Origin of the sequence: Georgenia sp. Z1491 (assembly GCF_049856175.1) — a bacterium.
Lineage (GTDB): Bacteria > Actinomycetota > Actinomycetes > Actinomycetales > Actinomycetaceae > JB111.
The window spans coordinates 370,602-393,211 of the sequence record NZ_JBNDNA010000001.1 but is presented as its reverse complement, the minus strand read 5'-3'; the positions used below and the strand labels follow the sequence as shown (position 1 = coordinate 393,211).

At 71.8% G+C, this 22,610-nt stretch carries 21 protein-coding genes; 5 read left to right on the top strand and 16 right to left on the bottom strand.

What is annotated here, in order from left to right; translation table 11 throughout:
* Nucleotides 1-29: 29 nt before the first annotated feature.
* The 3 genes from ACPYO4_RS01850 to ACPYO4_RS01840 form a co-directional block, all read right to left on the bottom strand.
* Nucleotides 30-1,418 carry an aldehyde dehydrogenase family protein gene (locus ACPYO4_RS01850; protein ID WP_425707498.1) on the bottom strand — a complete coding sequence of 463 codons (1,389 nt, stop codon included), beginning with the start codon at nt 1,416-1,418 and terminating at the stop codon, nt 30-32.
* A gap of 23 nt (nt 1,419-1,441) precedes the next feature.
* Nucleotides 1,442-2,233, bottom strand: a complete 792-nt coding sequence (locus tag ACPYO4_RS01845) for an SDR family NAD(P)-dependent oxidoreductase (protein WP_425707497.1) — start codon at nt 2,231-2,233, stop codon at nt 1,442-1,444.
* 123 nt (nt 2,234-2,356) lie between these two features.
* On the bottom strand, nt 2,357-3,586 hold the full coding sequence (locus tag ACPYO4_RS01840) for a flavin-dependent oxidoreductase (protein WP_425707496.1): 1,230 nt from the start codon (nt 3,584-3,586) through the stop codon (nt 2,357-2,359).
* 317 nt (nt 3,587-3,903) lie between these two features.
* Here ACPYO4_RS01840 and ACPYO4_RS01835 point away from each other — a divergent pair, with 317 nt between their 5' ends.
* Together ACPYO4_RS01835 and ACPYO4_RS01830 are read left to right on the top strand one after the other, a co-directional pair.
* Nucleotides 3,904-4,881 carry an ABC transporter substrate-binding protein gene (locus tag ACPYO4_RS01835; protein ID WP_425707495.1) on the top strand — a complete coding sequence of 326 codons (978 nt, stop codon included), beginning with the start codon at nt 3,904-3,906 and terminating at the stop codon, nt 4,879-4,881.
* A 97-nt stretch (nt 4,882-4,978) separates the two neighbouring features.
* Nucleotides 4,979-5,584 (top strand): cysteine hydrolase family protein, encoded by a 606-nt coding sequence (locus tag ACPYO4_RS01830; protein ID WP_425707494.1) that lies wholly within the window; start codon nt 4,979-4,981, stop codon nt 5,582-5,584.
* 169 nt (nt 5,585-5,753) lie between these two features.
* Here ACPYO4_RS01830 and ACPYO4_RS01825 read toward each other — a convergent pair whose 3' ends face one another.
* The 8 genes from ACPYO4_RS01825 to ACPYO4_RS01790 all read right to left on the bottom strand — a co-directional run bounded on the left by ACPYO4_RS01825 (nt 5,754) and on the right by ACPYO4_RS01790 (nt 13,552).
* Nucleotides 5,754-6,464: an SDR family oxidoreductase gene (locus tag ACPYO4_RS01825; RefSeq protein WP_425707493.1), complete on the bottom strand. Its 711-nt coding sequence runs from the start codon at nt 6,462-6,464 to the stop codon at nt 5,754-5,756.
* Between the two features lie 101 nt (nt 6,465-6,565).
* Entirely contained in the window at nt 6,566-7,825 is a 1,260-nt protein-coding gene (gene mftD / locus ACPYO4_RS01820; RefSeq protein ID WP_425707492.1) for a pre-mycofactocin synthase MftD, read from the bottom strand.
* Nucleotides 7,826-7,918: 93 nt separating this feature from the next.
* A complete protein-coding gene (locus ACPYO4_RS01815; RefSeq protein WP_425707491.1) occupies nt 7,919-8,800 on the bottom strand; it encodes a vWA domain-containing protein in 882 nt (293 codons plus the stop codon).
* A 90-nt stretch (nt 8,801-8,890) separates the two neighbouring features.
* Entirely contained in the window at nt 8,891-9,880 is a 990-nt protein-coding gene (locus ACPYO4_RS01810; protein WP_425707490.1) for an AAA family ATPase, read from the bottom strand.
* Between the two features lie 195 nt (nt 9,881-10,075).
* The gene (locus tag ACPYO4_RS01805; RefSeq protein WP_425707489.1) at nt 10,076-10,906 is read right to left on the bottom strand and encodes a mycofactocin-coupled SDR family oxidoreductase; all 831 of its coding nucleotides are present in this window, start codon (nt 10,904-10,906) and stop codon (nt 10,076-10,078) included.
* 41 nt (nt 10,907-10,947) lie between these two features.
* Nucleotides 10,948-11,781, bottom strand: a complete 834-nt coding sequence (locus ACPYO4_RS01800; RefSeq protein WP_425707488.1) for a mycofactocin-coupled SDR family oxidoreductase — start codon at nt 11,779-11,781, stop codon at nt 10,948-10,950.
* A gap of 48 nt (nt 11,782-11,829) precedes the next feature.
* Nucleotides 11,830-12,666 carry a mycofactocin-coupled SDR family oxidoreductase gene (locus ACPYO4_RS01795; RefSeq protein ID WP_425707487.1) on the bottom strand — a complete coding sequence of 279 codons (837 nt, stop codon included), beginning with the start codon at nt 12,664-12,666 and terminating at the stop codon, nt 11,830-11,832.
* A 49-nt stretch (nt 12,667-12,715) separates the two neighbouring features.
* Nucleotides 12,716-13,552: a mycofactocin-coupled SDR family oxidoreductase gene (locus ACPYO4_RS01790; protein WP_425707486.1), complete on the bottom strand. Its 837-nt coding sequence runs from the start codon at nt 13,550-13,552 to the stop codon at nt 12,716-12,718.
* 264 nt (nt 13,553-13,816) lie between these two features.
* On the opposite strand from ACPYO4_RS01790, the gene mftR reads away from it, so the two are divergent.
* The gene (gene mftR, locus ACPYO4_RS01785; protein WP_425707485.1) at nt 13,817-14,590 is read left to right on the top strand and encodes a mycofactocin system transcriptional regulator; all 774 of its coding nucleotides are present in this window, start codon (nt 13,817-13,819) and stop codon (nt 14,588-14,590) included.
* A complete protein-coding gene (gene mftE / locus ACPYO4_RS01780) occupies nt 14,587-15,279 on the top strand; it encodes a mycofactocin biosynthesis peptidyl-dipeptidase MftE (RefSeq protein ID WP_425707484.1) in 693 nt (230 codons plus the stop codon). Before mftR ends, mftE begins: the two co-directional genes overlap by 4 nt.
* A gap of 85 nt (nt 15,280-15,364) precedes the next feature.
* Here mftE and ACPYO4_RS01775 read toward each other — a convergent pair whose 3' ends face one another.
* The 3 genes from ACPYO4_RS01775 to ACPYO4_RS01765 form a co-directional block, all read right to left on the bottom strand.
* Nucleotides 15,365-17,032 (bottom strand): GMC family oxidoreductase, encoded by a 1,668-nt coding sequence (locus ACPYO4_RS01775; protein ID WP_425707483.1) that lies wholly within the window; start codon nt 17,030-17,032, stop codon nt 15,365-15,367.
* Between the two features lie 54 nt (nt 17,033-17,086).
* A complete protein-coding gene (locus tag ACPYO4_RS01770; protein WP_425707482.1) occupies nt 17,087-18,052 on the bottom strand; it encodes a dioxygenase in 966 nt (321 codons plus the stop codon).
* A 141-nt stretch (nt 18,053-18,193) separates the two neighbouring features.
* A complete protein-coding gene (locus ACPYO4_RS01765; protein WP_425707481.1) occupies nt 18,194-19,294 on the bottom strand; it encodes a maleylacetate reductase in 1,101 nt (366 codons plus the stop codon).
* A 304-nt stretch (nt 19,295-19,598) separates the two neighbouring features.
* On the opposite strand from ACPYO4_RS01765, the gene ACPYO4_RS01760 reads away from it, so the two are divergent.
* Nucleotides 19,599-20,597, top strand: coding sequence for a helix-turn-helix domain-containing protein (locus ACPYO4_RS01760; RefSeq protein WP_425707480.1), 999 nt, complete (start codon nt 19,599-19,601; stop codon nt 20,595-20,597).
* 73 nt (nt 20,598-20,670) lie between these two features.
* Here ACPYO4_RS01760 and ACPYO4_RS01755 read toward each other — a convergent pair whose 3' ends face one another.
* Both ACPYO4_RS01755 and ACPYO4_RS01750 read right to left on the bottom strand, forming a co-directional pair.
* The gene (locus tag ACPYO4_RS01755) at nt 20,671-21,660 is read right to left on the bottom strand and encodes a VOC family protein (protein WP_425707479.1); all 990 of its coding nucleotides are present in this window, start codon (nt 21,658-21,660) and stop codon (nt 20,671-20,673) included.
* Between the two features lie 265 nt (nt 21,661-21,925).
* On the bottom strand, nt 21,926-22,585 hold the full coding sequence (locus ACPYO4_RS01750) for an alpha/beta hydrolase (protein WP_425707478.1): 660 nt from the start codon (nt 22,583-22,585) through the stop codon (nt 21,926-21,928).
* Between the last annotated feature and the right edge of the window lie 25 nt (nt 22,586-22,610).

Here is a 22,610-nt window from a genome sequence, read left to right as displayed (position 1 = left end):
CCTTTCTTCGTAGGGGGGAGGCAGCCGTCTCACACCGCGAGGTGCCCGACGTCAAAGTTGATGTGCTTGAGCTCCATGAACTCGTGGATCCCGTCGAACCCACGCGTCCGGCCCACTCCGGAGGCCTTCATCCCTCCGGACGGGACCTCCGAGAACGTGCGGTTGTACCGGTTGAGCCAGACGGTCCCGAAGTCGAGGGCCCGCGCGGACTGCCACGCGCGCCGGAGGTCGTTCGTCCACACCGCGGCCGCGAGGCCGTAGTCCGTGTCGTTGGCCATCCGGACCGCGTCCGCGTCGGAGTCGAAGGTCTCGAGCGTGACGACGGGGCCGAAGATCTCCTCCTTGAGCAGGCGCGTATCGATCTGGTCGCCCGCCACGAGTGCCGGGGTGATGAACTCGCCCGGAAGGTCGAGCCCGCCAGGCTGCTCGCCACCGACCAGGAGCGTGCCGTCGTTCCTCGCGATCTCGAGGTAGCCCCGAATCTTCTCCGCCTGGGTGGTGGAGACGATCGCCCCTGTGTCGACCGCGGGGTCGTCCGGATGTCCGACAACCAGTCGGGACACGCGGTCCACGAGTCGGTCGCGGACCTCGTCGGCCACGGAGCGATGCGCGAGGACGCGGGAGTTCGCCATGCACATCTGGCCGGCGGTGATGAACCCGAACGTCAAGATCGTGTCGATCGCGGCGTCGAGGTCGGCATCGTCGTGGAGGACGCTCACGCCCTTGCCGCCGAGCTCGAGGAACGGACGGCCGAGGCGGCCGGAGACCGTACGAGCCACGTCGCGTCCGACCTGCGTGGAGCCGGTGAAGGCGACAACCTTCAGGCGTTCGTCACTGCTGAGCAGCTGTCCGATGTCGGCGCCACCGCGGACCATGTTGAGGACGCCCGCGGGCACGTGACCGCCGGCCAGCTCGATCGCGCGGGCCGTCGCCAGCGGAGTGAGCGGGGCAGGCTTGATCACGGCCGTCACGCCTGCCGCGAGGGCAGGAGCCATGTCCCGCAGGAGGAGGAAGAGTGGCCAGTTCCAGGGAGTGACGAACGCGGCGGGACCGACCGGCACGCGGACCAGGTGACCGGCACTCCCGTCCGGCAGCTCGTGGGCCGTGCCCGCGACGGAACGCGCAGCACCCGAGTTGAAGCGCAGGGCGTCGATCGCCATCGCCACCTCGCGATCGCACTCGCGGCGGACCTTGCCCGTCTCCCCGCGGATGATCGCGGCCAGCTCGTCGCCGTGGCGCTCCAGCTCGTCGGCCCAGCCGGCGAGCGCGACCTGCCGGAGGTTGGCGTCGTAGCGCCACGGTCCGCTCCGGAACGCCGCGTCCGCCGTGGCGATCGTCCGGTCGGCTGATGCCGCGTCGTCGAGGGTGACCTCGCCGAGGGTGGCGCCCGTCGCCTTGTCGAGGATCGTGTCGTGCATGCCTGTCCTTCCGTCGCTCATGCTCATAGGAAGACCACGCCGCCGTCGACGACGAGGGTCTGTCCGGTGATGAATCCCGAGTCGCGTCCACCGAGGAAACGCACGGCACCGACAAGGTCGTCGGCCACCATCGTGCGAGGGATCGCGCGGCGCTGGGCGGCCGTCGGGAGGTACTCCTTGCCGTTGAGGATCCGCGTGGCCTCGGTGTCGACGAGACCGGGGGCGACGGCGTTGATCGTGATGCCCTTCTTGCCCAGTTCCGGCGCGAGCGCCCGGACGAGCGCGATCACGGCCCCCTTGGACGCGACATAGTGCGCGAAGTACGGAACACCCATGTGGACCGTCGACGACGCGGTGCAGATGATCCGCGCATCGCTACCGTTCTCGAGGAGGGGAAGCATCGCGCGCGTGACAAGCCAGGTCCCGGTGACGTTGACGTCGAGCACGCGCCGGAACGCGTCGGGCGAGATCTCCTCGAACGGGACCTTGGCCCCGAGCGACTGGTAGATGCCGGCGTTGTTGACGAGGACGTCGACCGCCCCCAGGGCGCTGCGGCAGTGGTCCGCGAGCGCCGCCACCGACGACTCGTCGCCGATGTCGGTCCGGATGAACGAGACGTCTCGACCCGCGGTGGTGAGCTCGTCGGCGAGCTGCGCGCCGTCGTCGATCAGATCGGCGATTACCACTCGGTCGCCGGACTCCGCGAGCGCACTGACCAGCGCGGCTCCGATCCCCCTCCCACCTCCTGTGACCACCACCCGTCGTGGTACCTCCTGGTGCTCCATGGGCACGTACCGCTCCTGCACAGCGTCCATTGCTGCTCCATCCATCGATCTCTCGTACGTCAGTTCCGGTGAGGTGCCGCCGCATCTCCGGTCCACAGCGATCGCATACATGTTCGTGCGGCACAGCACGCAGGGGCTTCGTCCACGAGCTCCCTACGACGAGGCGAGCCGGTCGCGGTCGTACGCCGCGACCTTCTTGTACCGGTCGCTGATCGCGGTCATCTCCTCGGCCGAGATGACGTCCTCGATGCGGTCGAACGGCTGGTCCCCGGTGCGCTCGTAGACCTCGCGCAGGATCGTGTCCGGCGGGTTGGTCCGGTTGGTGAGCACCACCTGGGAGGTGGCCGGGCGGCGCTCGTCGTCGTAGGCGGTCAGCGCCGCGGCGGGATCAGGGCCCGCGACCAGGTACCGGGCGAGTACCGGCCCGTCGAGGATCGCCTGGCCGGCACCGTTGGACCCGCGCGGGATCATGGGGTGTGCGGCGTCGCCGAGCAGGGTGACTCGTCCGAACGACCAGCGCGGCAGCGGGTCCTGGTCGACCATCGGGTACTCGAGGACGGTCCCGGTCGCGCGGATCATGCCGGCGACGTCGAGCCAGTCGAAGCTCCAGTCCTCGAAGACGTCGATGAAGTCCTCCAGCCGGCCGGGCCGGTTCCACTCGCGGCGCTGGGGGCGGGGGCGCTCGACCTCGGCCACCCAGTTGACGAGCTGGCGCCCGTCGTCCGTGGCGGGTCGCACGGGGTAGATGACCATCTTCCCGCTCGTCAGCCAGCCGACCCGCGTCATCGACGCGCCCGTGAGGAACCCGTCCCACTCGACGACGCCGCGCCACATCGTCACGCCCGAGTACCTCGGCGCACCCTCGTCCGGGTAGAGCTGGGCGCGCACCGCGGAGTGCACGCCGTCCGCCCCCACGACGACGTCTCCCGCCACGTCGACCTCGCGTCCGGCGGCGTCGATCGTGTGCAGGACCGCCGCGCCGTCACCGTCGGTGAACCCGGTCGCGCGGCTGGCGAGGTGCACGGCCCCCTCCCCGAGGCGGTCGCGCACCGCGGAGAGCAGAGTGAGCTGGAGGTCGGCCCGGTGGATGGACAGCTGGGGATGGGCGTAGCCGGCGAACCGCCCGGACGGCTCGCTGTGAACGAACTGCCCGTGCCGGTTGAAGAAGGCTGCCTCACGGGTCTCGACCGCCACGCGCTCGAGCGCGGGCAGCACGCCGAGGCCGTCGAGCACCTTGATCGCGTGCGGGAGCAGGTTGATGCCGGCGCCGATCGGGGTGATCTCGGGGGCGGCCTCGTGGATCTCGCAGTCGATGCCTGCCTCGTGCAGCGAGAGGGCGAGGGTCAGGCCGCCGATGCCGGCCCCTGCGATGACGACCTTCATGCGTGGATCTCCCCTGGGCTGTTCCTCGCGGCACCGGTTGCTCGGCCCGCGTCGACCGTGGCCGGTCCTTGCGGGGATGCTAGGGAGGTCGGGCCGGACCGTTCCCGCCGCAGCGACGCGATTCCGCAGTCTCGAACGGTTCGGGGGTGCATGCCGGTTCTGCATGGCTGACCCCGCCGAGAATTCCACCATGTCGAATCGGTTCCGTCACCCATCGCACTGCGGCGAGCGGGGCCTACCGTCTCCTCCAGCCGGGTCGAGGGCCGACCCGCACAGATCTCGGACGCGTCGCAGCGTCCGCAGCCCCGGGAGGACCCATGAAGCGTTCGCGTCCAGTCATCGTGTCGACCATCGCGCTCGCCACGACACTCGTGCTCGCCGCGTGCGGCGGGGACTCGGACGAGACCGGGGACGGTGGGGGCGGCGGCGACGGCGGTCTCACCGAGGTCCGCGTCGGCGAGACCGCCGGCATCCCCTCGGCGTTCCTCGAGTACGGCGTCGACCAGGGGCTCTTCGAGGACGAGGGGCTCGACGTCCGGGTCGACACCTCCGCCGGCGGTGCGGCCGCCATCCCGGGTGTCGTGGGCGGGACGCTGGACATCGCCGGGTCGAACACGGTCAGCGTGCTGCTCGCGGCGGACCAGGGTCTGCCGATCACGATGATCGCGCCGGGGACGTTCGCGACCGAGGACCCCGAGTCCGACTTCTCGGCGGTCGTCGTGCCGGCCGACTCGGACATCGAGACCTCCGCGGACCTCGCCGGCCGTCAGGTCGCCGTCAACACGCTGCAGAACATCGGGGACATCACCATCTCCACGAGCGTCGAGAACGCCGGCGCGGACCCGTCCGCCATCGAGTACGTCGAGCTCGGCTTCCCGGACATGCTCCCTGCACTCGACTCCGGTCAGGTCGAGGCGGCCTGGGTGATCGAGCCCTTCCGGACGCTCGCCCTCGAGGCCGGGGACCGCGTCGTGTCCCACCCGTACGTCGAGGCCTACCCGGGGCTGCAGGTCGGCTCGTTCCTGGCGTCCGACCAGTACGCCGCGGAGAACCCCGAGGTGATCGACGCGTTCCGGGCGGGCCTCGCGGCCACGATCGAGCTTGTCGACAGCGATCCGGACGCGTTCCGCTCGGCGGTGCCCGACCTCGACCCCGAGGTCGCCGACGCCATGATCCTGCCCGAGTACCACACCGACATCGACGTGGAGTCCCTGGAGTTCCTCTCCGAGCGCATGCGCGCGGAGGGATACGTGAGCGAGGAGATCGACGTGGCATCGATCGTCGGCGAGCAGTGACGCCCCCACCGTGCCGCACGACGACGCCCGCGCCCCAGGTCGGGCGCCGGGGCGTCCGCAAGGAGGCTCCCGGCAACGGTCGCCGGGACATCCGGCCATGAGGGCGGGCGCGAGGCTCGCCGTGGTGGTCGTCGACGTGCAGAACGACTTCTGCTCGCCGGACGGCACGATGGCCGCACGCGGCCTCGACGTCGCATCGATCCCGGCCGCCGTGAGTCGCGTCGTACGGCTCGTCGACGCGGCCAGGGACGCCCAGGTCCCGGTCGTCCACGTCCGCACCGCCCACGACGAGCAGGTCGACTCCGCGGCCTGGGACGAGCGGTACTCCCTGCCGGCCGGCACGCCTCCTCCTGCGCGCAACTGCCGCACCGGCACGTGGGGAGCCGAACCGTTCGTGGTCACCGCGGCGCCCGGCGAGCTCGTGCACGTCAAGCACCGCTACTCGGGCTTCACCTCCCCGGGCCTCGACCGGGCGCTGCGCGACCTGGGCGTCGAGACCCTCCTGATCTGCGGGGTCGCCACCGAGATCTGCGTCGAGACGACGCTGCGCGATGCCGTCGAGCGCGACTTCCGGGTCGTTCTCGTCACCGACGCCTGCGCCTCGTACGACCAGGCCGCCCACGAGTCCGCCGTGGCCCGGATCGCCCGGCACTGGGGCCGTGCGAATACCACCGACGGGGCGATCGCACTCCTCGGCCCCTGACCGCTCACCGTCCGTCTCTCACCGCACCGGGCTACGACCCCCCGGCGGCGCGGTCACCGCGCCGGACGACGGTCACCGGCGCCCATCCACGACGACGGCGCCGGCACCTGCGGGAGGTGCCGGCGCCGTCGTCGTGCCGGGTGGGGGTCGCGGGTGCGACCCGGACCGGTCAGAAGTACTGCATGCCCTGGTCCACGCTCAGGTGCTCGGAGGTGATGTTGGCGGCCGCGGGCGAGACGAGGAACGCCACGGCGTCGGCGATCGCCTCGGGCTCCATCCAGCCGGGTCCGATGAACGGCTGGCCCATCTGGTTGACCTTGGGGTTCTCCTTGGTCGAGGACTCGATCGCCGCCATGACGCCGGGGCTGCCCATCGGGGTCGCGACGCCGCCCGGGTGGACGGAGTTCACGCGGATGTTGTGCAGTCCCAGCTCGACCGCGAAGCCGCGCGTCATGCCGACCACGGCGTGCTTGGAGGTCGTGTAGTGGATCATCATCGGCTGCACCTTCTTGCCGGCGTAGCTCGAGGTGATGACGACGGCGCCACCGTTGCCGGCCTCGATCATGTGCGGGGCTGCCGCCGTGATCGTGTTCCACACGCCCGTGACGTTGATGTCGATCGTGTCCTTCCACGAGTCCGCGGTGATGTCCTCCCACTTGGCGGGCTCGCAGATGCCGGCGTTGGCCACGACGATGTCGAGACTGCCGAGCTCGGCGACCGCGCGGGCCGCGGCCTCCTTGAGTGCTGCGGCGTCGCGGACGTCGGCCTGGACGGTGAGGATCCGGCGGTCCAGCTCCTCGACCAGGCGCCGGGACTCCCGGTGCCTTGACGAGCGGGTGGCGATCGACTCAGAAACGGTGGAATCCGGGTCGGCTGCCACCCACTCGTCGGGAGCGGGGGGCGCGATCCCCGAGAGCGCGCGTGGCCGTCGGGAGCGAGCCCGCGCGGCGGTCGGGAGGTCCCGGTCCGCTCCCGGACCGACTACCGGTGCTCCGCCGCGCGCTCCTGGTCGATCGCCACGTCGCTGCGCAGCTCGGGGGCGCCCCAGACGTTGCCGTCCTCGCCGCCGGCGGTGATCGCGAAGTGCGGCGGGATGACGAGGTCGGACACCGAGATCTGGTCGAGCGTCTCGTGACCGTTGCCCATCATCGCGGCCTTCAGCCCGTCGCGCATGATGTCGAGGACGTTCTCCACGCCGCCCTGCCCGTTGGCGCTCATGCCCCACAGGTAGGCGCGGCCGATGAGCACCGCGTGCGCACCGAGCGCGATCGCCTTGTAGACGTCCGAACCGCGGCGGACGCCGCCGTCCATGAGGACCTCGACCTCGCTGCTGACCTCCTGGGCGATGGCCGGGAGGAGGCGGATGGCGGCCGGCGTGGTGTCGAGGTTGTTGCCGCCGTGGTTGGACACGGAGATCGCGGTGGCACCGGCGTCACGGGCCGCCTTCGCGTCGTCGACCCGGGTGATGCCCTTGACCATGAAGGGACCGCCCCACTGCTCGCGCAGCCAGGCGATGTCCTCCCATGAGGGGATCTCGGTCTGGCGCCACCAGCCCATGGCCTCGAAGAAGCCCGGCGCACGCTCGCCCTTGAGGACGGCGTTGGGCACGGACAGCTCCGGCGGGCGCAGGGTCTTGGCCCAGTCCAGCGCGTAGTCGAACTTGCCTCCGGCGACGATCTCGGGAATGTACTTGAGGATCGTCTTGATGTTCATCTGCTCGGGGATCTCGGGGCTGCCCCAGTCGCGGCCGTAGCCGGAGGTCCAGTCGAGGGTGACGATGAGGCCGACGGCGCCCGCTGCCCGCGCCCGCTCGGCGAGGGCGAGCATCTGGTCGCGGCCGCCCGACCAGTACATCTGGAAGAACGTGCGGCCGGGGTTGGCCGCCATCACGTCCTCCATCGGCTTCGACGAGTAGGCGCCGAGCCCCATCGCGCCCCCGCGGTTGTGGGCGGCGCGAGCCACGGCGAGCTCGCCGTCGGGGTGGACGGCCTGCACACCGGTCGGCGAGATCATCACGGGCAGGTCGACGGGGACGCCCATGATCGTCGTCGAGGTGTCCTGGTTCATCGGGTTGCTCGTGATCTTCGGAGCGAAGCCGAGCTCGGAGAAGGCGTCGATGTTGCCGCGCACCGTCGTGCCCCGCTCGGAGCCGGCCACGAGGGCCATGTAGACGGACTTCGGGAGGCGCCTGCGCGCCCGGCGCTGCGCCTCGATGACGCTTTCGAACCACGGGTTGGCCATGGGCTTGCTGTCCTTACTTCTCAGGGCGCGGTGATCGCGCCGATGTGCCCGACGGCGTGGTGCCGCGGGCCTGGTCCGGTGGGCACGGATCGCTCACGACGCGAGGATCCGGGAGAGCGCGGCCGGGAGGTCGCGGTGGGAGCGCACGGTCTCGAGCGTCCCGCGGCCGAGCCGGGCGAGGTCGCGCCCGAGGTCGACGTCCTTCTCGCCGGTGGTGTCGAGCAGGACGTCTAGGCGCGGGAGGGCCGCGGCGACGCTGCGCGGGTCGGGTCCGGCGTTGTGCACGCAGTCCGACAGCAGGAGGACCCGGCCCTCGGAGCCGGGTACGGACGCGAGCTCGTCGCGGGCGAGCCGCAGCGGCAGCTCGAGATTGGTGAGCCCGCGCGCGGGGATGCGCACGAGCAGCTCGAGGATCTCGCCCGACGTGGCGGTGCGCCCCATCGGGGACAGGATCGCGGCGTCGGACCAGAAGGCGACGACGGCGAGGTCGTCCCGCACGAGCTCGCCGACGAGGGCGCCGACGGCCGCGGCGGCCGAGCGGATGCGCTCGCCCCGCATCGAGCCGGAGACGTCGACGACGAGCACCACGGCGCGGCGCTGCCGGATACGTTCGCGCACGACGACGTCGCGCGGGTCGGGCACGGGATGGGCCACGAGATTGTCGACGGTCGCCTCGAGGTCGATGTCGTCCGCGGCGCCCACGTAGGGCAGGGACTCGAGCTCGCCGAGCCCGCGCCTTGCGGACTCGCGCCTGGGCGGCTGCGGGATCGCGAGGGCAGCGGCGATCTCGCGGGCGCGGCGCAGCGCGTCGGCGTCGGCCTCGTCGTCGAGATCGGCGAGGTCGACGACCTCGCCCTCCTCCCCGGTCTCGCCGGGTGCGGCCGACCCGCGGGTGCGCGCGCCGGGCCCCTTGGTGCCGTCGCCGGTGGCGACGAGGACCTGTCCCCCGCCCTCGCCGGTGGCCGGCTCGAACACGGTCGGCTCCTCGTCGAGGACCTTCGGGCGACGACGCCCCTTGGACGTGTCCGACCTGCGCCGGACCGGGGAGTCGGCCGCGACCTCTCTTCAACCACCGGCAGCCGCCGCGGGCTGGAGGAGGTAGTGGTCCTCCCAGATCTCCTGGACGACGCGCTCGGGCGTGGTCGCGCTGGCGGCATCGACGTGCAGCCGGCCGGACAGGGCGACCAGCGCGGCGTCGCGCATCGACTCCGCGTACCTGCGGCGCGGGGAGTCCTCCGTGGTGATCCGCCCCTCGCCGGGGGTGTCGATGCCACGCATCGCGAGGAGCTGGGCACCGACGAGCGCGAGGTCGATCGCGCCGCGCACCGAGCTCCCTTGGCGCGTGTCCTCGTGGTCGCGGGTGGCGCGGGTCAGCGCCACGGCGTCGGCGACCAGCGCCTCGGCGAGCGCCGGGGAGACGTCGTCGTGTGCGTCCGGGGCGAGCCCCGTGCGCAGGGCGACGATCTCGCGCTCGGCGGCGTCGTCCTGGTAGTCGACGACGAGCCGGTTGAACCGGTCGTGGACCGAGGACGAGAGCCGTGTGGTGCCGACGTTGTCGTAGGGGTTCATCGAGGCGATGATCCGGAACGTCGGCTGTGCGCCGATCGTGCCGACGCGCGGGACCGTCACCTCACGCTCGGCCATCGCGGTGAGCAGCGTGTTGAGGGTGTCGTCGGGGGCGCGGTTGAACTCCTCGATGTAGAGGAACCCGCCCTCGCGCATCGCCCGCACGAGCGGGCCGTCGACGAAGTTCGCGTCCTTGTACCCCTCGCGCAGCACGCGCGCCGGGTCGTGGCCGCCGATGAGCTTGCTCGGCGTGAGGTCGGCGTTGCCCTCGACCAGGACGAACGGGATTCCCCACTCCTCCGCGATGGCGCGCAGGAGAGTGGACTTCGAGGTCCCCGGCGGGCCCTCGAGGAGGATGTCCCGACCCGCGGCGACGGCGGCGAGCACGAGGTCCAGCTCGTGCTCGCGCCCGACGACGCGCTCACCGACCCGCTCGCGCATGCGCGTGACGTAGCCGGTGTCTCGGGTGCCGGTGGACTGCGTGGTCATTTCTCGCCTTCGTGGGGAAGCTCTGGTCACCCTCGTTCGCCGAGTGTGCGGTTGGTGGTCGTCGAGCGTGCGGTTGGTGAGCATCGAGCGTGCGGTTGGTGGTCGGCCGGGAGGTCGCGCTCCTCGGGAGCGCAGGATGTGGCGGGGCCGGCTCAGCGGCGCGACCCGAGAGTCGCGCTGCCGGGCCGGGGGCCGTCAGTAGGACGCCATCCCGCCGTCGACGTTCATCGCGAGCCCCGTCGTGAAGGGGGACTCGTCGGACAGCAGGTACAGGACCGCGTTGGAGATCTCGCGCGGCTGCATGAAGTTCAGACTTCCGTCGTCGTTGTTGAACCACCCGTTGAGCATCTGAAGGAGACCCGGGTTCTCCTTGTCGAGCTCCCCGATGTTGCCCGCCGCGCCCGTTCCCATGTGGGTCTCGACGGCACCGGGGTGGATGCTGTTGACCCGGATGCGGTGCTTGCCCAGCTCCATGGCGAACGACTTCGACAGCGCCGTGACGCCGAACTTCGCCGCGTTGTACGGGGCGTTGAACGGTCCGGGCTTGATGCCGTTGGCCGAGGAGATGAGGACGATCGACCCGCCGTTGCCGCCGTCGATGATCGCCGGCGCGACCGCACGGACCGTGTTCCACACGCCGGTGAGGTTCGTGCCGATCGTGTTGTCCCAGTCGTCCTTGGTGAAGTCCTGCCAGTGCTTGATGATGTCGATGCCCGCGTTCGCCACGGCGCCGTCGAGACGGCCGAGCTCGGCCACGCCGTCCGCCACCGCGGAGGCGAGGGCGTCCTCGTCCCGCACGTCGGCCTCCCGCGCGACGATCCGGCGGTCGAGCGCCTCGACCTGCCGCACGGTCTCGGCAAGGTCCTCCGAGGTCGCACCGTCGTAGACGACTCCTGGCACCGACTCGCAGATGTCGATGGCGATGATGTCGGCCCCCTCCTCCGCGAGACGCAGCGCGTGGCTGCGCCCCTGGCCGCGAGCGGCGCCGGTGATGAAGACGACCTTGCCTTCCATACGTCCTGCCACGGTTCGTGACTCCTTCGTGGGTTCTCGTACTGGTTGTCGAGCTACTTGAGCAGCGCGCCGGCGTCGACGGGCAGTGGCACACCGGTGATGAAACGGCCCTCGTCGGACGCGAGGAACAGCAGGGCGTTGGAGATGTCACGAGCCTCGACCCACGGGATCGGCAGGGTGTTCATCGCCTGCGACACACCGGCGAACTCCTCGTCCGACGCGTTCTCGTTGCCCGTGAACAGTCCCTTGATCGTGTCGTTCATGATCATCGGGGTGTCCACCTGGGTGGGGTGGATGGAGTTGACGCGGATGTTGTCGGGGGCCAGCTCGATGGCGAGCGCCCGCATGAGTCCGACGACGCCGTGCTTCGCCGAGACGTAGTGCGCGATGTTGCCCATCCCCTTGAGCCCGGCGACGGAGCTGGTGATGACGATCGCCCCGCCGTTGCCGCCGGCCTGGATGTGCGGGATGGCCGCCTTGGCCGTGTGCCACACGCCGGTGAGGTTGATGTCGATCATCTCCTGCCACCCCACCTCGGACATCACGGCGGCGGGGTTGAGCTCACCGGAGATCCCCGCGTTGCCCGAGACGATGTCGATCCGTCCGAGCTCGGCCACGCCCTCGTCCGCGACCGCCTTGACCGCGTCGAAGTCCCGCACGTCCGCCTCGCGGGCGACGATCCGGCGGTCGAGCGCCTCGACCTGCCGCACGGTCTCGGCGAGGTCCTCGGGCGTCGCTCCCGGGAACGGCACCGAGTCCACGTCCTTGCAGATGTCGAACGCGATGATGTCCGCGCCCTCCTCGGCGAGCCGGATGGCGTGCGAGCGCCCCTGCCCGCGCGCCGCCCCGGAGATGAACGCGACCTTTCCTTCTACTCGTCCAGCCATGATTCGTGACTCCTTCGTCGTGCGTTCAGCAATGGATCGGGGACGGGGTCAGAGGCTGGTCTGGCCGGCGTCGACCTTCAGCTGCTGGCCGGTGATGTACCGAGCCTCGTCGGAGGCGAGGAAGAGCAGGGCGTTCGAGATGTCACGGGCCTCGACCCATGGGATCGGCAGCGCCTGCATGCCACGCGAGACCGCCGCGAAGTCTTCCCTCGTGGGGTTCTCCTTGTCCGGGAGGAACAGCCGGTACAGCGAGTCGTTCTGGATCATGTCCGTATCCACCTGGGTGGGGTGCACGGTGTTGACCCGGATACTGTCCCCGGCCAGCTCGAGGACCAGCGCCTTCATGAGCCCGACGACGCCGTGCTTGGCCGCGACGTAGTGGGAGAGGTTGGCGTAGCCCTTGATCCCGGCGGTCGAGCTCGTGAGGATGATCGCTCCGCCGTTCCCGCCCGCCTTGATGTGCGGGATGGCCGCCTTGGCCGTATGACGCACGCCGGTGAGGTTGACGTCGATCATCGTCTGCCACCCGAACTCGGACTGGTCCTCGGTCGGGTTGAGCTCACCGGTGATGCCGGCATTCCCGGCGACGATGTCCAGTCGGCCCAGCTCGGCCACACCCTCGTCCGCCACCGCCTTGACGGCGTCGTAGTCCCGGACGTCGACCTCACGAGCGACGATGCGCCGGTCGAGGGCCTCGACCTGCCGCACGGTCTCGGCGAGGTCCTCGGGCGTCGAGCCCGCGTACTCGTTGGTCTCCACGTCCTTGCAGATGTCGAAGGCGATGATGTCCGCCCCCTCCTCGGCGAGCCGGATGGCGTGCGAGCGCCCCTGCCCGCGCGCCGCCCCGGAGATGAACGCGACCTTTCCTTCTACTCGTCCAGCCATGATGCGTGACTCCTTCGTCGTGATCGTTGGTGGCCTGTCGTCGGATCTGTCAGAGCGTGAAGCCGGCGTCGACCTTGATCTCGGTGCCGGTGACGTACCGGGCCTCCTCCGAGGACAGCCAGACGATGGCGTTCGAGATGTCCACGGGCTCGACCGCTGAGACCGGGAGGGCGTGCAGCGCCTCGATGCGCTCGCGGAACACGTCCTCCGTCGGGTTCTCCAGGTCCGGCGCGAAAAGCCGGTACAGCGCGTCGTTGAGCACCATCGGCGTGCTGACCGCGGTCGGGTGCACCGTGTTGACGCGGATCCTGTGCGTACCCAGCTCGAGCGCGAGCGTGCGCATGAGGCCGACCACGCCGTGCTTGGCGGCGGTGTAGGAACCGACGTTGGCGGTCCCCTGCAGGCCTGCCGTGGAGCTGGTCAGCACGACGGACCCGCCGTTGCCGGCCTCGATCATGTGCGGCGCGGCCGCCTTGACCGTGCGCCACACACCCTTGAGGTTGATGTCGAGCATCGTGTCCCAGGACTCCTCGGACTCCTCGACGGCGGGGGTCCCGAACGTGAAGATGCCGGCGCTGGCGGAGACGACGTCGAGGCGACCGCCGAGCTCGGCGACGCCCTCGTCGACGACCGCCTTGACCGCCGCCCAGTCGCGCACGTCCGCGGTGCGGGCGACGATCCGGCGGTCGAGCGCCTCGACCTGCGCCACGGTCTCCGCGAGGTCCTCCGCGGTGGGCGCCGGGTACTCGACGCCGTCGATCGGTGCGACGACGTCGAACGTGATGATGTCGGCACCCTCCTCGGCGAGGCGCAGCGCGTGGGAGCGTCCCTGCCCGCGCGCACCTCCCGAGACGAGCGCGACCTTGCCCTCGAGCCGTCCTGCCATGTGCTGTCTCCTCACGTCTGTGTGCGGTGACGCAGGGGCCCAGGGAGGTGGGTCCCCACGTCGATCGGTCGATCCAGGTCCGCGCGGGGAAGGTCGCGGGCCGGGAGCGGGCTCAGGGCGACGTCGTGATGGACTGGGTCATGTGTTCCTCCTCGAACAGTCATCAGGACGTCGGACCCTTGTGTGGGCTGGCCCACACAGTGCTCTCGTGAGCGTATATGACACTGTGTGCCACTGCAACGGATCGCCGAGGGAGGACGCCCGATGACGGACCGTGGGACCGACGACAGCGGGGAAGGCCGGCCGGACTCCGTCGCGGAGACGGACCCGGACGACGCCGACCGGGGCACGCCCGGCTCGGACCGTTCGCCGGGTCGGCCGCGCGCGACGACGCACGACGCGCTCGCCACGATCGGGGTCGACCTCTTCACCGAGCACGGCTACGCGAACGTCTCGGTCGAGCAGGTCGCGGCCGCGGGCGGCGTCTCCCGGCGCACCTTCTTCCGCTACTTCGAGACGAAGGCCGACGTCGTCTGGGGCGACTTCGACGCCGAGGTCGAACGCCTGCGCGCCACCCTGGCCGACGTCGACGACGACGTGCCGATGATGGCGGCCCTGCGCATCGCCGTCGTCGACTTCAACCGGGTGCCGCCCGAGGGCATGGCGCAGCACCGGGCCCGGCTCCGGCTCATCCTCACCGAGCCCGATCTCATCGCGCGTTCCCTGTTGAAGTTCGAGGGCTGGCGCCGGGCGATCGCGGAGTTCGTCGGCCGCCGGCTCTGCGAGGACGCCACGGCGTTCGGCCCGCAGCTCCTCGGGGAGGTCGCACTGTCCACGGCGATCGCCGCCTACCGGCAGTGGATCCCGCGCCGTTCAGCCGACCTCGCCACCTGCATCGACGCCGCGTTCAGCGCGATCGACCATCTCGACCTCCTCGATGCCGAGCGCTCCGCGGGCCTCACCGCACGCCTGACGGGGACGTCGCGCACCGACGCCGCAGCCACGGACCAGGGCGCCGCGGGTTCGGGGCCCCGATGAGGCTCGCCGACGCCACGTGGCCCGAGGTCGAGGGCAGGACGTCCGGGACGCCCACCGTCCTCGTGCTCCCGGTGGGCGCTCTCGAGCAGCACGGGCCACACCTCCCGTTGGACACCGACGCCACGACGGCGACGGCGGTCGCCGAGGGTGTGGTGGCGGCCCGGCCCGGCGCCGTCCTCGCCCCGACGCTGCCGTACGGGGCGAGCGACGAGCACGCCGACTTCCCCGGCACCATCTCGATCGGTACGGAGGCGCTGCGCGACGTGCTGGTGGCGATCGTCCGCGGCTCGGCAACGACCTTCGACGCCGTGCTCGCGATCAACGGGCACGGCGGGAACGCGGCCGGGATCCGTGCGGCGATCGAGACCTGCGCCTCCGAGGGACGCGTGCTCGCCCGGCACCACCTCGGCCTGGCCGGCATGGATGCGCGCGCCGGCCGGTCCGAGACGTCGCTGCTGCTGCACCTGACGCCCGAACGCGTGCGCACGGAGCTGGCCGAGACCGGGAACACGACCCCGATCCGCGAGATCATCGAGGAGATGCGGGCGCGCGGGGTGCGCGCGCTCAGCCCGAACGGTGTCCTCGGGGATCCCACGGACGCCACCGCCGAGCACGGGACCGAGATGCGCGCGGCCCTGGTGGAGCTGGCTCTGGACGCCTACGACGACGTCGCGCGGAGCGTCGCGTAGCGGAGTGCCGTGCGCGTTCCGGCCTGGTGGGACATCACGCCTGATCTACTCGCCGACTGAAAGGATGACGTCGCGAGCGCGCCGATCACTCCGGGCGCGCGCGACCGTGGGGCAGGTCGTTCGCGATCCAGCCCCCCGCGAGGTGCCCGAGCGCCATGGCGACGGCCTGGGTCCCGCCCGAGGTGTGGAACGGGAGCGCCGAGAGGTCGGCGACCCGTAGACCGGGGACGCCACGGACGCGCAGCCGCTCGTCGAGCACCGCGTCCGGTCCGCCGACAGCGGCAGTGCCCACGGAGTGGAAGATCGCGCCGCCCGTGTCCCGCACGTAGCGCGCGGCCGCGGCGACATCACCCGCGGGCGCGAGCTCCGCGGGGGCCAGCTCGTCGATCGCGATGCGCGAGACCTCGTCCGTCGCCGCCACCGCTTGCGCCGCCGCGAGGGCGCGTTCAGCCATGACGCGGTCACGGACGTCGCCGAGGAGCGGGCCCCTGAGGTCGGGTCGGGCGTCCGGATCGGGTCCGGTGGCGTGCACGGCACCGGTCGCGCGCGGCACGAGCGGGAAAGCCTGGATCATGAGCCCGGCGTGCTCGGCGGGCGTCAGCCCGTCGTCACCGGTCGAGACCTCGGTGAGGAGAAGCTGCAGGTCAGGCGTCCGACCACCGCGCGAATCCACGGATGCGACGAGGTCGTACGGGCCGCCCGCCAGGCGTCCCGCCCCGGTGAGCAGGTACCGGAGGATCGTGCCGCGCAGGCCGGGTCCGCGCAGTCGCTCGTTCATGCCGAGGCCGTCGTGTATGCGCAGCTTGACCGTGGCGCCGCGCTGCTCGCGCAGCCCCTCCCCGACCGCGCGCGAGGTCACGCGCGGCGTGATGCCGAGGCTCGCCAGTCGGTCGGGGTCTCCGATGCCGGAGCGCTCGAGGATCTGCGGCGACTCGAGCGCGCCGGCCGCGAGGACGACCTCCCGGGCCCGGTGCACGAGATGCCGCCCGTCCGGGGTGCGCACGACGACGCCGACGGCACGGCCCGCCTCCAGAAGGACCCGGACCGCGCGGCGTCGGGTGACGAGCCGGACGCGCCCGGTGAGCAGGTGACGCCGCAGGAGCGCGAGGGCAGTGACGCGGCGTCCCCACCGGATCGTGCCGGGTGTCCGGCCGGCACGCGGGCCACCCCCGACGCGCACGTCCGGCACGAAAGGTGCACCGGTCGCCGCGAGTCCGCCGGCGAGGGCGCGCAGGACGGGTGACTCGCCGGGGTCGGCGGCGGGCACCGGCGCCGGAAGCCTGCGCTCGACGTGCGCGAACGCCGCCTCGAACTCGGGCCATGCCCAGGCCGGTCCGAGCTCGGCCGCGAGCGCCTCGTAGAGATGGGACTCGCCGCGGAGATACATCGTGCCGTTGATCAGCGTCGAGCCGCCGGGACCGCGACCACGCAACCAGGTCTCGGCGGAGCCGTGCGCGTTGGTGCCGTCGTCGTCGGTGGTGGAGGTGATGTCGGAGCAGTGGTCGTCGTCGGACGGTGCGTCGGGCCCCGGCTCGGCGTCGTACCGGTAGGACAGGGGCTGCCTGGTCATCGTGCGGACGAAGCCCATCGGCACGCTGATCATGGGGTCCACGCCGAGCGCGCCGGCCTCGAGCAGGAGCACGCGCAGGCCCTCGTCGGCGAGACGCGCCGCGACGGCACAACCCGCCGCCCCGGCACCGACGACGACCACCTCGGTGGCGCGTCCCGTCTCAGCGATCGCGTCCGCACCCATGGGCCGACCGTAGGCACGTTCTCTGCCGCACCGCGCAGCCGTACCTCGGACCGGTCAGGTCCGGCCCGTCATCTGGGCCGACGAGCTGGGGGCCGCGCCCGACGGATCCTGCGCGTCCCCGTCCTCGGCGTGCGCAAGGACGATGTCGAACTCGGCGGAGGTCCACGGGCCTTCGATCTCACGGCCGTCCGGCGTCGGGCTGCCGGGTTCGTGGTGGATCCAGTCCTTGATGAGCGACTCCTTGACGCCGAACACGGCGTCGGACGTCAGCAGCTCGTCCCCGCGCACGAAGATGTGCGTGACGAGTCGCCGGTACCCGGGCGCGGTGACCATGAAGTGCAGGTGCGAGGCGCGCATCGGGGAGCGGTGCGTGGCCTCGAGGAGCTGGCCGACCGGCCCGTCGTGCGGGATCGGGTAGGGCGTCGGCTGTACGCCCCAGAACCGGAAGTCGCCGTCGTCGCCGGAGATGAGGTAGGCGCGGCCCTCGGTGCGTCCGTCCTCGTACTGGACGTCGTAGAAGCCGTCGTCGTCGGCCTCCCAGACCTCGAGGCGAGCGCCTGCGATCGGGTTCCCGTCAACGTCCTTCACGGTGCCCGAGACCCAGGCGGGCGTACCCGCGGCACCCTGGGCGATGTCGCCGCCGAGCTCCACGTGCGGGGCGTCCTCGACGAAGAACGGGCCGAAGACCGTGGCCTCCGTCGCGTCGCCACGGGCCGGCTCGTTGACCGCCACGGTGAGCATCGAGGCGCCGAGCACGTCGGAGAGCAGGATGAACTCCTGGCGCACGTCCGAGGTGATGTCGCCCGCCGCACGCAGGAACGCGATGGCGGTGTCCCACTCGTCCTGAGTCAGGCGTGTGTCGCGGATGAACGCGTGCAGGTGCGTGACGAGCTTCTCCATCACCTCGCGGAGGCGGGCGTCGGGCGTGCCCGCGAAGCTGGCGAGCACCTCCTCGAGGACCTGGGCCTCGCGGTGCTCCTGCTCGGAACCCGGCTCCGGGGCCGGGACCACCTTCGCCATGTCATGACCTCCGTGTCTCTGGCTGCTGATCGTTCAGATCCGTCGCACCGCGTCTCGCCGGCGCCGTGCTGGTGCGGCCGCGTCGGGCCACTGCCAGGTCGGAGACCCCGGCCCGGCGTCGGGCGCACCTCTCGTCGGCGGTCATCCGCGGGGGGCCTCGCCCGCCTGGGCGCGTCCGAGGAGCGCGCGAAGATCCTCGGTCCCGACCTGGCGGGGGTTGGACGCGGGGACCTTCTCCAGTGCGAGCTCAGCGGCCTCGTCGAGGTCCTCCGTCCGGAGCCCCAGGTCGGCCAGGGCGCGCGGCGCGCCGAGCGCGTCGTACAGGTGCAGCAGCGCACCGACGGCGTCGGTCCCGTCGCCGTACCCCGCGACCGCGAGCGAGGTCGCGACCCTTGCCGCGGCGTCAGGTGCGGCCTGCGCGTTGAATGCCAGCACGTGCGGCAGCACCACCGTGTGGAGGGCCGCGTGCTCGAGGTCGAACCGGCCGCCGAGCACGTGGCAGATCTTGTGGTGCATCCCTGAGCCGGCCGCGGAGAAGGCAGCGGCGGCCAGGTAGGTGGCGTCCTGGAGGCGACCGCGCGCGGCGAGGTCGGCGCCGTCGGCCACGACGGGGGCGAGCCCCTGTCCGAGGGCGCGTATCCCCTCGGTCGCGTAGGCGGTGGAGACCGCGGACTCCGACGGCGCCCAGAGCGAGTCGACGCAGTGAGCCATGGCGTTGAGGCCGGAGGTCACCGACAGTGACTCCGGAAGGGTGACGGTCAGCTCCGGGTCGTACACGATCGACGCCGGCAGGACCCGCGGATCGGACCCGTTCGTCTTGCGCTGGTTCTCCGTGACCCCCCAGACGACCGTCGCCTCGGAGCCCGCGTACGTCGTCGGGATCGCGACGATCCGCACGTCGTCGGTCAGCGCGATCGCCTTGGCGAGCCCCGTCGTCGAGCCCCCGCCCAGGGCGACGACCGTGCGAACCCCGTGGTCGCGCGCGACGGCGCGGGCGGCCTCCGCGGCGTCGGCCGGGACGTGCGGGCGCACGTCGGGGAACGTCGCGGCGACGTCGACGCCCGCCGCCGAGAGCGCGGCGAGCGGCGCCTCGGCGATGCCCAGCTCCCGCTCGGAGACCACGAGCAGCACCGGCCCGCCCCCGACCGCCTCGATCTCGCCGGCAAGCGCGGTACGCGCGGCACCGGGGCCGGAGACGACGCGCTGGGCGTGCGCGACGTACACGCTGGACGTGCTGGTCATCTGTTCCACCTCCGTGTGGACGACGGTCTCGACCGGTCGACATGGGCCGTCGCCGACCCGTCGGGTCGCCGAGAGGCCCGGCGGCCCCGACCGGTCCTCATCCTCGTCCCGACGTGAGGCCGGAACCACGTGGAAGTCCGTCCAACGGACCGACGTGGCCGATCCAGACAAGACGGCCGGAGGTACGGACGCGGCAGGCTCCCGATCGGCGGCGCACACGGACCGCGCGTCCTTGACGCCCCCCGATCGCCCATGCATCCTCATCGAGGGCGCCGCACCGCTGCACCGCCCGAAGGAGCGCGTCATGACCGAGGTCCGGGAGTTCTCGACCACCCTGGTCGAGCCCGCGGTGCGCAACGAGTCCTGGGAGGCCGCGAGCGCCCACCTCCTCCACAAGATCTCCGTGCGCACACCGGGTCGTCGACCGATGGACGCGCGCATCCGCTCCACCCGGGCCGAGGACTCCGTCGTCGCGGAGGTGCAGGCACGCAGCCACGTCGTCGGCCGGTCGACCGGCGACGTCGAGCACTGGCCGACCGGAGCGGTGGCGATCGCCGCGCAGCTGGGCCCGGCCGCGCACGGCGACGGTCTCGGTCCCCACCGGTCGGTCGCCACCGGTGAGGTCATGGTCTTCGACGCGGACGTCCCGTTCCGGCGCGCGTACGACCGCGGCATGCACCTGCTCATGTGGCTGGTCCCGCGCGAGGACTTCCTCACCGCCGTCACTGCGACGACCGCGGTCTCCCGGGTGCTCGAGCCCCGCCCGGGCGGCCTCGTGGACCCGCGGGTGGCCACGCTGACCTCGACGATGCTGCGCGGCGCGCGTTGGCACGACGCGCCCGCCGAGCTCCTCCCCGGCGGGGAGTGGCGGCCGGCCGACGTGCTCGAGGCGCTGCGCCTGTGCGTACCGGGGGCCGCGCCCTCGCTGCGCAGCTACTTCCTGCTCGCCCGCCACCTCGTCGACCGGAGCCTGGCCGAGCCGGACCTCGGCGCGGTCAGCGTCGCCGCCGGCATCGGGATCTCCGAGCGGTACCTGTCCCGGGTGCTCGCCTCCGAGGGCACGAGCGCGCCCCGGTTCGTCACCGACCGTCGCCTCGCCCGTGCTCGCCGCGACCTGCAGGACCCTGCACTCGCCGACGTGTCGGCGGCCGACCTCGGACGCCGCTGGGGACTCGGCTCACCCGCCCACCTGTCCCGGGTCTACAAGGACCGGTTCGGTGTCTCCCCGCGGGAGGACCGGCCGCGGTCCGGCGGCTACGCCGTGCCCCGCACGACGCAGCCCACACCGCGAGCGGAGCCTTGACGCGGCGAGTGGATGCCGCTGGAGGGCTCCACCCGCACCGCCGGCTCGGCGCGAGTAGCTGAGATCGGGCCGCTCAGAGCGTGGTGGGCCGGGTCGCGTCCGTGGGGTTGGTCGGGATCGTCACGGGGTCGAGCTTCTGCATGATCTCGTCCCGCTTGTCCTCCCAGTGCGGGGGAAGCATGAACCTGCTGCCCAGCTCCTCGGGCGACTCGTCGCAGGTCCAGCCGCCCTCCTCGTGGGTCACGGCCAGCTCGAACAGCGCGCCACCGGGGGTCCGCATGTAGTTGGACTTGAAGTACGTGCGGTCCTTGAGGTCGGAGACGTCGGTGTAGCCGATGCCCTCGAGGTCGAACTTCACCTCGGCCTGGTTCTCCAGGTTGTCCATGTTCCACGCGAAGTGGTGGAACGTGCCGGACCCGTACCGCCAGGTCCCCGGCTCCTCCGTCCGGTTGACCACGAGCTCGACGTTGTTCCCGTGCTCGGGGGTGCCGACGGCCAGCTGGAACCGCTCACCCTCCTCCTTGACGTCACGGCTGTAGAACGAGTCGCCCAGGAACTCGACCATGTTCTCCGGGTTCTGCACGTGGATGCCGACCCCGTAGATGCCGTGGATCGCGTGCTCGCCCCCGACTCCCCCCTTGGGGTAGCCGACCCGCGGGTCGTTCTCGACCTCGACGAGCTGGTAGTTGATGCCCGAGGGGTGGTCGAAGGCCAGGCGGCGGGTGCCCAGCGCCTCGAGGTCGCGGGTCTCGATGCCGAACGACCCCAGACGGTCCGTCCAGTAGTTGAGCGACCCCGCCGGCACCGCCAGCTGGTTCTCCCGAGCCTGGTTGGTCCCTCGGCGCCCCTCGAGACCCGCCTGCTTCCAGGGGAAGGTGGTGATGACGGCCGACGGGTCGCCCGCCGCGTTGGAGTAGTACAGGTGGTAGATCGGCAGGCCACCGTCGAACAGGACGGTCTTCTTGATGAAGCGCATGCCGAGGACCTTGACGTGGAAGTCCACGTCCTCCTGCGCGTCACCGACGGACAGCGTCACGTGGTGGGAACCGTTGATGTGGGGCATGGGAAGCTCCTTCGCTCCTCGTCGACCTGGGTGGTGCGGCGCCGGGCACGGCTCCGTGCCGCTCGATGTCGACGCTAGATCCGGCTCGCCGCGAGCCGCCCGTCGCCCGGCCCGCCGTGGCGGATCGGGTCAAGCCGACGACGACGAACCCCTCGCCCGCCGCCCCGCCCCGGCTCGGCTCGGCTCGGCTCGGCTCGGCTCGGCTCCCAACGAGGCTCTCCGTCTGCCCGCACCCGTCGAGCCGCGTCTGCCGGCAGCCCCCGCGTCAACCTGCCGCGGCGTCCCGCACGAGCTCGGCGAGCGCCTCGACCTGCGAGTCGGCGACGACGTGCTCCTCACCGGGAAGCACGTCCAGCCGGACCTCGGCCCCGCGCTCGACGAGGGCCCGCACGGTCTCCTCGGTGCGGAACAGCGGCGCCAGATCGTCCGCCTCGGCGAGCGCCATACGCACGGGCAGACCGTCGAGCGAGGCGTCGCCGGTCGGCGGAGCCATGCCCCTCGGCCCGACGTACCCGCCCGCGAACAGTGCGGCGCCCGCAAGACCCGCGGCGCCGCTCTCCTGCAGGAGGAACGTCGAGAGCAGGCACGACCCCTGCGAGAACCCGAGGACGACGACGCGCTGCCGGGGCAGACCCGCCTCGGCCAGAGCGTCCAGTCCGCGCGTCACGGTGGCCAGCGCGTCATCGAGCCATGGCTGGTTCTGCTCGATCGGCGCGACGAACCGCTCGGGGTACCACGAGCAATCCGCCGCCTGCGGCAGGAGTGCAGCGACGGCTGGGAGTCCGCCCGGCAACCGGTCGAGGACCGCCGTCATGTAGTCGGTCGTCTGTCCGCGGCCGTGGACGGCGAGGACGGCCACCTCGGCGTCGGCAGGCTCGGCGCCCCACCAGCGCGCGCGGATGTCCCCCAGCTGGATCTCGGTCACCGTTGCTCCCGGGTTCGTTCCGTCA

Excerpts from the sequence above, each read along its gene's own strand:
- ACPYO4_RS01775 (WP_425707483.1), bottom strand. The coding sequence starts at position 17,032 with ATGGGTGCGGACGCGATCGCTGAGACGGGACGCGCCACCGAGGTGGTC.
- ACPYO4_RS01830 (WP_425707494.1), top strand. The coding sequence starts at position 4,979 with ATGAGGGCGGGCGCGAGGCTCGCCGTGGTGGTCGTCGACGTGCAGAAC.
- ACPYO4_RS01835 (WP_425707495.1), top strand. The coding sequence starts at position 3,904 with ATGAAGCGTTCGCGTCCAGTCATCGTGTCGACCATCGCGCTCGCCACG.
- ACPYO4_RS01840 (WP_425707496.1), bottom strand. The coding sequence starts at position 3,586 with ATGAAGGTCGTCATCGCAGGGGCCGGCATCGGCGGCCTGACCCTCGCC.
- ACPYO4_RS01770 (WP_425707482.1), bottom strand. The coding sequence starts at position 18,052 with ATGGCGAAGGTGGTCCCGGCCCCGGAGCCGGGTTCCGAGCAGGAGCAC.
- ACPYO4_RS01760 (WP_425707480.1), top strand. The coding sequence starts at position 19,599 with ATGACCGAGGTCCGGGAGTTCTCGACCACCCTGGTCGAGCCCGCGGTG.
- ACPYO4_RS01845 (WP_425707497.1), bottom strand. The coding sequence starts at position 2,233 with ATGGACGCTGTGCAGGAGCGGTACGTGCCCATGGAGCACCAGGAGGTA.
- mftR (WP_425707485.1), top strand. The coding sequence starts at position 13,817 with ATGACGGACCGTGGGACCGACGACAGCGGGGAAGGCCGGCCGGACTCC.
- ACPYO4_RS01810 (WP_425707490.1), bottom strand. The coding sequence starts at position 9,880 with ATGACCACGCAGTCCACCGGCACCCGAGACACCGGCTACGTCACGCGC.
- ACPYO4_RS01795 (WP_425707487.1), bottom strand. The coding sequence starts at position 12,666 with ATGGCTGGACGAGTAGAAGGAAAGGTCGCGTTCATCTCCGGGGCGGCG.
- ACPYO4_RS01755 (WP_425707479.1), bottom strand. The coding sequence starts at position 21,660 with ATGCCCCACATCAACGGTTCCCACCACGTGACGCTGTCCGTCGGTGAC.
- ACPYO4_RS01850 (WP_425707498.1), bottom strand. The coding sequence starts at position 1,418 with ATGCACGACACGATCCTCGACAAGGCGACGGGCGCCACCCTCGGCGAG.
- mftD (WP_425707492.1), bottom strand. The coding sequence starts at position 7,825 with ATGGCCAACCCGTGGTTCGAAAGCGTCATCGAGGCGCAGCGCCGGGCG.
- mftE (WP_425707484.1), top strand. The coding sequence starts at position 14,587 with ATGAGGCTCGCCGACGCCACGTGGCCCGAGGTCGAGGGCAGGACGTCC.
- ACPYO4_RS01765 (WP_425707481.1), bottom strand. The coding sequence starts at position 19,294 with ATGACCAGCACGTCCAGCGTGTACGTCGCGCACGCCCAGCGCGTCGTC.
- ACPYO4_RS01800 (WP_425707488.1), bottom strand. The coding sequence starts at position 11,781 with ATGGCTGGACGAGTAGAAGGAAAGGTCGCGTTCATCTCCGGGGCGGCG.
- ACPYO4_RS01790 (WP_425707486.1), bottom strand. The coding sequence starts at position 13,552 with ATGGCAGGACGGCTCGAGGGCAAGGTCGCGCTCGTCTCGGGAGGTGCG.